This window comes from Corynebacterium pacaense, assembly GCF_900169525.1.
In the GTDB taxonomy this organism is placed as follows: Bacteria; Actinomycetota; Actinomycetes; order Mycobacteriales; family Mycobacteriaceae; genus Corynebacterium; species Corynebacterium pacaense.
On the sequence record NZ_LT821240.1, the window covers coordinates 1010804 to 1022862 of the forward strand.

General features: G+C 65.8%; 9 protein-coding genes and 1 other annotated feature. Of the genes, 3 read left to right on the plus strand and 6 right to left on the minus strand.

Features of this window, described 5'->3' with window-relative positions:
* The first annotated feature begins 4 nt into the window (after positions 1-4).
* Positions 5-1555, plus strand: a complete 1551-nt coding sequence (locus B7E02_RS11725) for a PTS ascorbate transporter subunit IIC (RefSeq protein ID WP_080796286.1) — start codon at positions 5-7, stop codon at positions 1553-1555.
* 157 nt (positions 1556-1712) lie between these two features.
* The gene (locus tag B7E02_RS11730) at positions 1713-2267 is read left to right on the plus strand and encodes a DUF4395 domain-containing protein (RefSeq protein ID WP_143336746.1); all 555 of its coding nucleotides are present in this window, start codon (positions 1713-1715) and stop codon (positions 2265-2267) included.
* Here the strand turns inward: B7E02_RS11730 and B7E02_RS11735 are convergent.
* The gene (locus tag B7E02_RS11735; RefSeq protein ID WP_080796288.1) at positions 2239-3042 is read right to left on the minus strand and encodes an alpha/beta fold hydrolase; all 804 of its coding nucleotides are present in this window, start codon (positions 3040-3042) and stop codon (positions 2239-2241) included. The genes B7E02_RS11730 and B7E02_RS11735 overlap by 29 nt on opposite strands.
* A 110-nt stretch (positions 3043-3152) precedes the next feature.
* Here B7E02_RS11735 and B7E02_RS11740 point away from each other — a divergent pair, with 110 nt between their 5' ends.
* Entirely contained in the window at positions 3153-4847 is a 1695-nt protein-coding gene (locus tag B7E02_RS11740) for a condensation domain-containing protein (protein WP_245802267.1), read from the plus strand.
* Positions 4848-4884: 37 nt separating this feature from the next.
* On the opposite strand, the gene B7E02_RS11745 is transcribed toward B7E02_RS11740, so the two are convergent.
* The 5 genes from B7E02_RS11745 to B7E02_RS11765 form a co-directional block, all read right to left on the minus strand.
* Positions 4885-7587, minus strand: coding sequence for a cation-translocating P-type ATPase (locus B7E02_RS11745; RefSeq protein WP_080796293.1), 2703 nt, complete (start codon positions 7585-7587; stop codon positions 4885-4887).
* Positions 7588-7690: 103 nt separating this feature from the next.
* Positions 7691-9352 carry an alpha/beta hydrolase gene (locus B7E02_RS11750; RefSeq protein WP_281248252.1) on the minus strand — a complete coding sequence of 554 codons (1662 nt, stop codon included), beginning with the start codon at positions 9350-9352 and terminating at the stop codon, positions 7691-7693.
* A complete protein-coding gene (locus B7E02_RS14405) occupies positions 9333-10238 on the minus strand; it encodes an IS3 family transposase (RefSeq protein ID WP_342743706.1) in 906 nt (301 codons plus the stop codon). The genes B7E02_RS11750 and B7E02_RS14405 overlap by 20 nt, the downstream gene beginning before the upstream one ends.
* Positions 10149-10277 (minus strand) — a sequence feature (AL1L pseudoknot). (Overlaps the previous gene by 90 nt.)
* Complete coding sequence (locus B7E02_RS11760; RefSeq protein ID WP_080792459.1) at positions 10238-10549, minus strand: transposase; 312 nt, start codon at positions 10547-10549, stop codon at positions 10238-10240. (Overlaps the previous feature by 40 nt.) The genes B7E02_RS14405 and B7E02_RS11760 overlap by 1 nt, the downstream gene beginning before the upstream one ends.
* A gap of 284 nt (positions 10550-10833) precedes the next feature.
* The gene (locus B7E02_RS11765; RefSeq protein ID WP_080796920.1) at positions 10834-11889 is read right to left on the minus strand and encodes a Cj0069 family protein; all 1056 of its coding nucleotides are present in this window, start codon (positions 11887-11889) and stop codon (positions 10834-10836) included.
* Between the last annotated feature and the right edge of the window lie 170 nt (positions 11890-12059).

Sequence of the window (12059 nt, forward strand, 5' to 3'; positions counted from 1 at the left end):
ACAGATGAACTGGCTTGCCATACCCGAATTCCTGGTCAACGAAATCCTCGCCGTTCCGGCGTTCCTCATCGGCATCATCACCGCCGTGGGCTTGGCCGCGCTCGGCCGTTCCACCGGTCAGGTGGTCGGCAGCGCCATCAAGGCGACGCTCGGCTTCCTGCTCATCGGCGCAGGTGCCACTCTGGTCACCGCCTCGCTGGAACCCCTCGGCGCAATGATCACCGGCGCCACCGGAGCCCAGGGCGTCGTTCCCACCAACGAGGCCATCGCCGGTATCGCCCAGCAGGAGTACGGCGCCCAGGTGGCGTGGCTGATGATCCTCGGTTTCGCCGTCTCACTAGTCCTGGCCCGCGTGACCAATCTGCGCTATGTCTTCCTCACCGGCCACCATGTACTGTTCATGGCCACGATGCTGACCATCATCCTGGCCACCGCGGGATTCAACTCATGGATCGTCGTCGGGGTCGGCGCACTGCTGCTGGGTATTCTCATGGTCGCGATGCCGGCGTTCGCCCATCCGTGGACCCGCCGGATCACCGGCGATGATTCCATCGCGATCGGGCACTTCGGCACCGCCGGCTACATTCTCGCCGGCTCCGTCGGGCGCGCGGTCGGTGGCCGTGGCACGAGCCCCTCGACCGAGGACATGAAGGTCCCGGAGGGCCTGCGCTTCCTGCGGGACTCCATGGTCTCCACCGCCCTGTCCATGGCACTGATGTACATTGTCCTCGCAGTGCTCTTTCTGGTGCGCCGCGGCAGCGCGGAAGCCTTCACCGCCTTTGAGGGCGTGGCGAGCAACGTGGGCGACTACCTCATGCAATCCTTTACCCAGGGCCTGCAGTTCGGTGTCGCAGTGGCGGTGATCCTCTTCGGTGTGCGCACCATCCTCGGTGAGCTGGTCCCCGCCTTCCAGGGGATCGCGGCCAAGGTGGTACCGGGGGCGATCCCCGCCCTGGACGCGCCGATCGTCTTCCCCTACGCCCAGAATGCGGTGCTCATCGGATTTCTCTCCTCCTTCGTCGGTGGTCTCGTCGGCCTGGCGGTGCTCGCTTCCTGGCTCAACCCGGTGTTCGGGGTGGCGCTGATCCTCCCCGGACTCGTTCCGCACTTCTTCACCGGGGGCGCGGCCGGAGTCTACGGCAATGCCACCGGCGGCCGCCGCGGGGCGGTCGCCGGAGCCTTCGCCAATGGTCTGCTCATCACCTTTCTCCCGGCCTTCCTGCTGTCGGTCCTGGGCACCTTCGGAGCGGAGAACACCACCTTCGGTGATGCCGACTTCGGCTGGTTCGGTATCGCCATCGGTTCCGCAGCGAAGGCCGGCCCGGTAGGTGGACTCATCCTCATCCTGATCATCGGGGCCGTGCTGCTCCTTGGTGCGATGATCTTCCAGAAGCGTGCGGTGGACGGCAACTGGGATCCCGCCCCGCACCGCCCGCGGCCGGTCGCCGCAACGGCGGCGATCGAATCGGAGAGCACCGCCCGGATCACCGCACGGGCCTATCCCAGGATCGCCCCTCCCGCCGGGGCACCTCTTCCCCCGCCTGCGGCCGGATAGTGGAAAACCTTCGCCGCCAATAGGGCCCGGGCGATCCTCGCGGACCCCGCCCCGGGCACGGAATTCATTCCCCCTGGTTGCAATATTGGCAGCGTGCCCGGCGCGGCGCTAGGCTGCGGGCCACACACCCCGGTCAAGCCATGAGGAGTACCCAGCCGTGGCCACGAAAATCTTCAGCTTCCCCAATCCGGTCAATGAGTATGCAGCCCGCTTCACCGCGGGCCTGGTCGTACTGCTGACACTTGCGACGATATTCTCCACCGGCACCCTCCGGCTGGTGCTGGTATCCGTGCTGGCCCTCGGCTTCGCGCTGCGGGTGGCGGGAGGACCGCGCTACTCGCCCTTCGGCCGTCTCTCGGTGCATGTACTGGCCCCGCTTCTGCGCCGCGGGCCGCTGCTCACCGCCGGACCCCCGAAGCGTTTCGCCCAGGCGATCGGGCTGGCGTTTGCCACCACCGCCCTCCTTCTGACGATCGTGGGCTGGGATACCGCCGCCACCTTCGTCCTGGTGCTGCTGACCGTGGCGGCGACACTGGAATCCGTGTTCGGGTTCTGCCTCGGATGCTGGATCTTCGGCTGGTTGATCCATTGGGGGCTGATCCCGGAGGATGTCTGCGAGGAGTGCGCGAACGCCGGTTTCAGGTACTCCCGCACCGCCCCCGCGGACATCACCGTCACCGAGGTCAGTGGTGTTGTGAAGCGAGGGGAATAGACTCCCTGTCCACATCCTCACGGAGCACCTCCGGCCATCGTGAGACCTCTGCGGGTGTGGTCGCGATGAACAGCCTGGCCATCGGGAAGATGGTGGCCAGATCAATCGCGGTGGACACGGGATGACCGGGGTCGCCCGTCCAGCAGAGGATGGTCATCGGGGTTGAGAGTGTGGCCAGATCCTCCCTCGGGGGCAGATTGCTCATCGCAGCCCCGCGGTAGGCCGAGGGCAGCAGCTCGGCGGAAATATCGGGGACGGTGTCCGGTCGCCCCACGGTCGCCGGTGGTGCCGCCGCCATGGCGTCGGCGCGCAGGAACTGCTCCATTCCGTGTTCCTCGATGAACCTCGCCCTGGCCTCGTAGTCGGCCGCCTGGGCCGTCCGCGTCTCCCAGGCCGTCGGCGGCAGCATGAGTGTCAGTCCGCTGAAACGGTCCGGTTCGCGGAGCACCGCATGCAGCAGGGTCGCGCAGCCCATGGACGGTGCAACCCCGTGCACCTGTTCCCCTGGGAAGTAGGCGTCGAGAAGCAGAAGCAGGTCAGAGGCCAGATTCGTCCAGGTATAGTCCTCCGGGACGGCTCTGCCAGTGGAGTATCCGTGTCCGCGGGAATCATAGCGCAGCAGGCGCGTTCCGGACAGCCCGCGGCCGAGATCCAGATCGAGCAGGCGGTCCCTCTTTCTGCTCGAGGTCAGCCCGTGGAGCTGAACGACGGGGTGTCCGTGCTCATCACTGAACGAGGTGGCAAGCTCCGCACCCGGGACGGAAAAGGTCGACATGGGATTTCTCCTTCACTTCCGATGGCTCTGGTGTGGGTTAGGATACCGCCATGAGGCTCACCCATGTCACCCACTTACGGCTACCCTTCGGCCCACTGCACAGCTTTCAGGTGAGCCTTACCCCGACCGGTGACACCTCACCCGTGTCCTTTGATCAGCGCAGACACGTCTCCTTCGGGGATCGCCCCGGCAGCTGGATGGCGATGAGCATGCGTCTGTCCTCCCCTGTGGACAGGGAGAGACTCTCCGATGCCTGGTTGAAGGTCGTCGCCAGGCACGGCACGCTGCGCACGGTCTTCGAGCACGAACAGCCGGACGGGCACGACAGCGACGGTGAGGACGGCGAGCTCATCCTGCGCGAGATGGAGGTCTCGGGCGGCCGGTGGGTGGAGCACGTCGCGCTTCCGGGACAGTCGATGCGCGATCTCCTGCGCGAGGTCCTCGACAGCTGCTGTGTGTCCTTCGCCCGGCCCTCCTACCGGTTGTGCATCGTCGACAGCGCCCAGCGTCCCACCATTGTCATCGCCAGTGACCACTCGCATGTGGACATGTGGTCCATGCTCGTGCTGGCGCGCGACCTGCTGTCCGCCCTGGGGGGACGGGAATCGGCGTCCTCAGGCAACCCGCCCCCGTTCTCCGAGCACACCCGTTTCCTGCGCACCCGGGAACCCGCCCCGGACTCGGTGCGCGACAGGTGGCGCGAAATTATCGACGCCGGCGGTGGACACATGCCACGCTTCCCCCTGTCCATCGGCACCCCGGGCCAGCACCCGGAGCGGGTGGAGGTCCGCGATGTGTTCACCGTCGATGACACGGCGACCTTCGCCGCCCACGCCAGGGCACTCGGGGTGTCCACCCTCACGCTGACCACCTCGCTGATGGCGAAGGTGACCCGCGAGCTCGCGGGTACCCCGCTGCGCGCGCTGTTTCCCGTCCACAGTCGCTTCGACCGGGACTGGCACAACTCCGTGGGCTGGTTCATCACCAACTCTATCCTCGAGGTTGATTCCCCGGAACCCGCGGCTGCCGCCGAAGCCGTCAGGGAGGCCATCAGTCTGGGTTCATGGCCCCTGGAGGATGTTCTCGCACCCTGGGGCGGGATGCCGGACACACCCGGGATGTTCGCCGTGTCCTGGCTCGATCTGCGCCGGCTGCCGGTGAGCATCGATGACATCGGCCTCGAGGCCCAGTACATCAGCGCGGCGATGCACACCGACGGTGTCATGCTGTGGTTCATCCTCGATGACACCGGCGCCCACCTGCGCTGCCGCTACCCCGATACCCTCGAGGCCAGGGCCAATGTCGGGGCCTGGCTGACAGCGCTGGTGGCGGCCATGCAGGCCGCGGCGCGGGAATCCGCGGCCTCGCGCTTCCAGCTCGGGGAGCGGACCTACACCATCCAGCGTGCCGGGCGTGCCGACATCCCGGAGATCGTCGCGCTGCTGGCCGATGCCCCGGAAGCAACCGAGGCCCATGAGGGTGCCTTCGATGTCATGGCCGTCAATCCCGCGCACTATCTCGCGGTGGTCCGCGATTCCTCCTCTCGGATCACCGGTACCATGCAGCTGACCTTCATCCCCGGCATCGCGGATTCCGGGGCGACGCGCCTGAACATCGGCGCACTGACCGCCACCGACGCCTCCCTGATCCCGCCGATGCTGACGTGGGCGCACTCCCACGGCAAGGCCCGGGGCGCCCGGATCGCGCAGCTGGGCACGACGGATCCGCGGATGGAGGAGCTCTTCCGGGAGTGCGGCTACTCCGGGGACAGGCACACCCTGGAAAAGCCGCTGGGAAGCGCCTGAGCACGGCCTCTCCCGGCCGCGGGGGCCGGTCGGGGAACTAGGACTCGCTGCGCCTGAGCACGGCCTTGACCAGCTCGACCAACAGGAACACCGCGATGGAGGAGGCCGCGACCAGTCCCCAGTCCCGCAGTCCCAGCGGCGCCGAGTCGAACCATACGTGCATGAAGGGTGCGTAGATGAACAGCAGCTGGAGCCCCACCAGGGCGAGGACCGCGTACCAGACGATCCGGTTTCCCGTGACGGCCCGTGGTGTCAGCGCCGAACCGCCGAGGATCCGGCAGCTGAAGAGGAAGGCCAGCTGGCTGAACGCCAGGACGGTCACCGCCGCGGTCTGTGCCTGCGCGTAGTCGGTGCCGAGACGGATCTCGGTGAGGTACATCGCGAAGGTCATCGCGCCGATGATCAGCGAGGCCGCGACGACGAGACGGAAGTAGCTCCGGGAGAGTACCTGCTCATTCGCCGCGCGCGGGGCTCGGTGCATGGTGCCGGGTTCCACGGGTTCGGTGGCCAGTGGCAGTGACAGCGTCAGTGAGGTGACCAGGTTGATCCAGAGGATCTGCACCGGTGACAGCGGCAGCGACATCCCGAGCAGGATGGCCACGAGGATCACCAGCGACTGGGCACCGTTGGTGGGCAGCAGGAAGACGACCGATTTGCGGATGTTGTCGTAGATCCGCCGCCCCTCCTCGACCGCGCGTTCAATGGTGGCGAAATTGTCATCGGCCAGCACGATGTCGGCGGCCTCCTTGGTCGCCTCCGTGCCCTTGATTCCCATGGCCACACCGACATCGGCGCGGGTGATCGAGGGTGCGTCATTGACGCCGTCGCCGGTCATGGCCACGACCTCGCCCTGCGACTGCAGTGCACGAACGATCCGGATCTTGTGCTCGGGGCTGGTGCGCGCGTAGACGTCGACATCTCGGGCGACCCGGCGCAGTTCCTCCTGGCTCATCGCCTCGAGTTCGGTGCCGCTGAGGACGCGGGCGGATCCCCGCCCTTCGACGATCCCGAGTTCCCGTGCGATCGCGACGGCGGTACCAGCGTGGTCCCCTGTGATCATCTTGACCCTGATTCCGGCCTCGTGCGTCTCGGCGATCGCGCTGACCGCCTCCGGCCGGGGCGGATCGACGATGCCGACCACGCCGATGAAGGCGAGCCCGTCCACGTCGTGCAGGCCGAGGTCGGAGGCGTCGAGGTCGGTGGCGTCACGACGCGCCACACCGAGGACGCGCAGCCCCCGGTCGGAGAGTTCGGTGATGCGGCGCTCCCACCCGGCGCGGTCGAGATTCTCGGTGGAGGCGTCGGCACGCAGCTGCGAGTCGCAGCGGTCCAGAAGTCGGTCCGGGGCACCGACGCAGTGCAGCAGCCTGCTGCCGCCGGGAAGATCATCAACGGTCGCCGCGAACTTGTGGGCCGATTCAAAGGGCACCTCCCCGATCCTGACCGCTGTCAGATCCACACCGGATTTCAGTGCCAGGACCGTCAGCGCCCCCTCGGTGGGCTGGCCGACGAGCACCCAGCCCTGCTCCTTCTCCTCCACCCTGGCGTTGTTGCACAGGCCGGCCGCGATGAGCAGGGCGTGGAGATCCGGGCGTGATTCCGGATCCACCTGGGCATCCGCCGCGGTGAGGTGTCCCTGCGGGGCGTAGCCGGTGCCCTGCACATTGACGGCACCGGAATCGGTGACCACGACCCGTGCGGTCATCTCATTCTGCGTGAGGGTGCCGGTCTTGTCCGAGCAGATCGTGGTCACCGCCCCCAGCGTCTCCACCGCGGTCATTTTCCGTGTGATCGCGTTTCGACGCGCCATCTGCTGCACACCGAGCGCCAGCGTGATGGTCACCATCGCGGGCAGGCCCTCGGGCACCGCCGCAACTGCGAAACCGATCGCCGCGGAGACCAGCTCATCGACGGTGTAGTCGTAGAAGATCCGACCGACCAGAATCAGCACGAAGGCCAGGATGCCGACGAGGATGGACAGCTTCTTCGCCAGGGACTGCAGCTGCCTGGACAGAGGCGTCTCCGTGGACTCCACCTCGTTGACCAAGCTTGTGATCTTGCCTATCTCGGTGTTTGTACCCGTCGCGGTGACCACGGCCTCCGCCGTTCCCGTGCTGACGATGGTGCCAGAGAAGATCATGCAGCTTCGATCCCCCACGCCGGCGCTCTCCCCGACCGCATCGATGCTCTTGATCGCCGCGACCGATTCCCCGGTCAGCGCCGACTCATCGACCTGCAGATTCGACTCGCGCAGGAGTCTGGCGTCGGCGGGAACCCGGTCACCGGAACGCACCCGGATGACATCGCCGGGAACGATCGCCTCGGCGTCCACCGTCGACCAGGTTCCATCGCGCAGGACCTGGGCGTGCAGGGAGAGCATCGACTTGATGCTCTCCATCGCCTTCTGTGCCCTTCCCTCCTGAACGAATCCCACCGAGGCGATGGCGACCGCGGCGAAGGCGATAACACTGAAGTCCACCCATTCCTGCAGAATCGCCTTGAGCGCCGCGGCGGCGAGAAGGATGTAGATGAGCACATCATCGAAGTGGGAGATGAAACGGCGCCAGGCCGGGAGCGGCGCGGACACGGGCAGTGCATTCGGGCCGAAGTCAGCGACCGCCCTCTCCGCGTCCGGGGAACTGAGGCCATCCATCCCCGATCCCAGGCCTGCGAGGACCTCCTCGGCGGGATGGGCATAAGCCAGATCGAAGGCCTGTGTGGCGGGAACTCGTGTGGTCACGGTGACTCCAAATAGTTGGGGCGGAACATCCGGTATCTCAGAAATCTACTCGGTCCGAGTCTATGCCCGGTGTCTATGCCCGGTCCGAGCCGGTGGGTGAGCGTCAGTGGATCTCACCGAGGGGCTGCAGCTGCGTCTCCGGACTCCGGATCGCCTCACGAACCCGGTCGGTGTCGGATTCCTCCCAGCCCTCGGGGTCCAGGATCGCCGCCCACAGCCCCGCGGCGGCATCACCGTAGGCGTGACCGTGGCCAGCGGGCACACCGGCGGATAGCGCCATATCGGCCGCGACCTGCCAGAATGTCACCAAAGGCAGCCATCTCATGTTGGGATTGACATCCGATCCGAGCGGCTCGGCGAGCCAGTCCGGCCTGCGGTATATCAGGTCGAGGGACCACCAGGTGATGGGATCACTGGCGTGCTGCCAGTAGACGAAACGGGGGGCCTCCCAGTCCTGTGAAAGCTCAAGGTCACCATCCTCGGCGGCGAAGCGGACGTGGCGGCCGTGGTCGACCACCGGAAGAATCTCCCGCGAGCCGGGGTCGCGTTCCTCCGTCAGCCGGTGCCAGGGTTCGGCGAAGTTCGGGGTGCCGATGAGCAGTCCGCCATTGAGACGCGAGATCATGTCCTGCGGCGAGGACACCGCTCCCTGCATGCCGTAGGAGCCGAGACTCTCGCCCATGACATAGAGCTTCGGCCTGCTCGCCTCCGGCAGTTGCGACCAGCGTTCATAGACCGCCTCCAGCAGCAGCCGACCGGCCTGCAGCGGTGTCTGCCGATCCGCGAGATAGGCGAAGGGACTCTGCAGGTGGCTGTACTGCATGGCGGCGATGGCCGAATCACCGTGGTTGATGTACTCGAATGCGTCCGCCGCTGCCGTGTTCACCCAGCCGCGTCCGGTGGTGGTCACCACGAGCAGCGACGTCCTGTCAAAGGCCCGCGTGCGGTCCAGCTCGGCAACGACATTGTCGGCGATCTCTGCGATGGTCTCCGCGGAAGCCCGGCCGGAGTAGACGCGGATGGGTTCCTCGGCAGCCTTACCCGTCACCTCCTCGATCCTCGCCTGGTCCGGTCCCGCGGCGACGAAGCTGCGCCCGTCACGGCCCAGGGTCGACCAATGCTCCAGGGACTCCGGCGATCCCGACCTTTTCGGGCTCACCGGCTGCACCACCCCGGGGCGTGTGTTCTGGTCCGCCGCGAAGTAGCTCCGCTCCGCCACATTGAGGACGACGCGCGCCACCGCGCCGTCGAGCAGAGCGACACCGAGAATCACCAGCAGCGCGAGTCCCCCGACTTTGGCCACGGGAAGTGGCACCCAGCGGCGCCCGAACTCGGCGATGCGCCTCCAGAGCGCACCGATTCCGCGGGCGAGCTGGATCAGTGCGATGGCGACGATCAAGGCGATCAGCAGGACGAGAATATAGAGGCCGTCGCTGTCATCATCGACACCGATCAGCGCCCTGGTCTGCTTCTGCCAGTGCGCCCCGAGGATCATGAACAGCGGAATCAGCACCGCGGCGGCCACCCCGAGTCCGATCCAGCCCCATCGCCGCTGCTCCGCGGAGGGCCGCCAGGTGATCCCGGACCAGCGGAAGATCTGCCGGGCGATCAGGCCTACGCCGTATCCGCAGGCGAGGCTGACACCGGTCGCCAGTGCCTGGAAGTACCACATGCGCGGCAGCAGCGAGGGACTCAGTGACCAGGTGTCAAGCCCCGGGTTTTGTAGAGGGTGATTTACTTGTCGATCAGGCCGCGTAGGCCTGATACTTCTGCCATTCCTGGTGAACTTCCTTCGGCGGGCGATGAGCCAGTGCGGAGTGCAACCGGCGGTTGTTGTACCACCCGATCCACTTCGAGGTCGCCACGATCACATCGGTCAGCGCCGGCCACGTCCTGCGGTCGATCAGCTCGGCCTTGAACATCGAATTCAACGCCTCGGCCATCGCGTTGTCATAGGAGTCGCCGCGGGATCCGACCGAGGCCACGACCTTCGACTCCGCCAATGACTCGCCGTAGGTAATAGAGCGGTATTGCACTCCACGGTCGCTGTGGTGGATCAGCCCAGAGACGTCCTCACCAGCGCGAAGACGAGCCGACAGGGCCATATCCAAGGCATCGCGGGCCAACGAGACCCGCATGTGGTTCGTCACTTGCCAACCGATGATCTCACGGGTGTAGGCGTCCAACACAAACGCCGCATACACCCACCCGGCCCGGGTGGGGATATAGGTGATATCGGCGACCCACAGCATATTCGGCGCGGTCACGGCGAAGTTGCGCTCCACCAGGTCGACAGGACACTCGCCGGCGTCGGCGCTGCGAGTTGACGGTCTTTTCTTCCGCCGCCGGATCCCCTTCAGCCCGTCGGTCGCCATGAGACGCTCGACGGTGCAGCGGGCGACGTGACCGAAGGTGGCCTCGCGGTTGATCTCCGCCCACAGCTTCCGGGCGCCGTAACATGAGTAGTTGTCTTCGAAGATCCGGCGCAGTGCCCGGGTGATCTGCTTGTCCCGGATGGACCGGGCTGATTCAGGCCGTGATTTGTGGGCGTAATACGTGCTCAGGGCTATCTTCGCGCTGGTGGTGGCCAGGACGCGGATGATGGGCTCGACCCCGAACTGAGCACGGTTGTCGTCGATGAAGGTGACGATTACTTGTGTGGGCGGTCGAGCTCCGCCGCGAAAAAAGCCGAGGCTTTCTTGAGGATCTCGTTGGCGCGTTTGGCTTCGGCGAGCTCGGCCCGCAGCCTGCGGTTTTCTGTTTCCAGATCCATCGATTCGGCCGGTGTGTCGGTTCCGGATTGCTTGTGGGTGCGGACCCAGACGCGCAGGGTTTCCTTGCTCACGCCGAGTTCGTCGGCGATGCGGGTGACCGCGCCCCGGGCGGTGACGGGATCAGCTTGAGCGTGGAGCACGAGTTCTACAGCGCGCTGCTTGAGCTCGACAGTGTATTTGGTGGGCATGTAAGGGTTTCCTTTTCCAATTTCCTACCCTCCATTAAACCCGGGGCGAACCAAGGTGTAGAAAAGCAGGGCGAAGGCGAGGCCCACGGGATGGTAGCGGCTGAGGAATCTCCCCACGCCGGATCCAACCCTGTGCAACCCTGCTCTATGGAACCCGGTTGGCCGGGTCCTCCCCTGTGGTGCGGTGGTCATGGTGCTGCCTCCATCTGGGTCTGCGGACAACGGCGCCCGCCCTCCGAGATCCCTGGATTCGGTGAGGGTGGGCGTCGAGAAGCGGGGTTGTGCTACACGGTGACGGGAAGGCGTCCCAGTGCCTCGGAGGCGACCAGTTCCTGGATTCCCATGTCGAGTTCGGAGGTGAAACCGACGCAGGAGCAGTTGATCTCACCGAGAACGTAGGTGTCCGAGCCGTCCGCGGCGGTATCCAGCATGAAGTCCGCGGTCCAGATCAGCGGGATGTTGTCGCCGCCGAGCTTCTCCGCGATGACCGGTCGTGCCTCGGCGAACTGGTCCACCAGTTCCTGCCACTGCTCGGGCTTGTCGTAGGTGTACTTGGCGCCGGAGAACAGCGTCGCGGAGAAGTTGTCCCCACCCGCCGCCGGCTTCTTGTGCACGACGAACACGGGGTGCGGTCCGACGAGAAGGATGCGGATCTCGCCCTCGACGATGCGCGGCATGAAGCGCATGTCCACCAGCATTCCGTTGTCACCGATGATGTACTGGTCGCAGAAGTCCATGAACTCCCCGAGCTTGCGGATCTCGGTGTGGTTGTCCACGGCCTCGGTGGCCTTGATCTCGGTGTCCAGGGGAAGCGCGGTTCCGGGCTCGATGGAGTCGGCCAGTTCCTTGTCCACCAGCTGGACGCGCCAGATGCCCGAGCCGGTTGATCCGCGGTTCTGCTTGAGCACGCGCTCACCGTAGGACAGGGAGGTGGGGAAGGTCTTGTGGAAGGTCTCCACATCGTAGTAGGCGTGGGTATCGGTGGGAACCAGATCGGTGTCGGCGAGCTTGACCAGCGCGTCCTTGGCACCGTAGGCCATCATCTCCTCGGGGGTGGACATACCGACCAGTCCGGCCTCGGACAGACGGGTGAGCAGATCGAAGTAGCCGCGCTCCCCACCGGGGACGTTGCCGGGGTTGACGCGGGAGATGTAGCCCTCGAAGTTCTCGGAGACGTAGGCGAACAGGTCCTCGGTCCACTCGGGGCGGTAGTACACCACCTCGGAGTGTCCGCCGGCCTCGTTGATTGCGTTGACGATCGGCATGGTGTCCCTGCGGTGTCCATCGATGAACTTGTCGGAGCCGCCCTCGACTTCAAAAACGACGATGTTCTTAGCCATGGTGAAAATCACTTTCCGTGAATCCCCGACCGGTCGACGAGTGTCGGGTCACCGGTGGCGGGGTGTGCTCAATGTGGTCAAAGGGTGTGATCAAAAGAAGGAAATCACATGGAATGCTCGGAGATCTTTATGACTACTGCCTGGGTGACAACACAGAACATTCGCCCCGT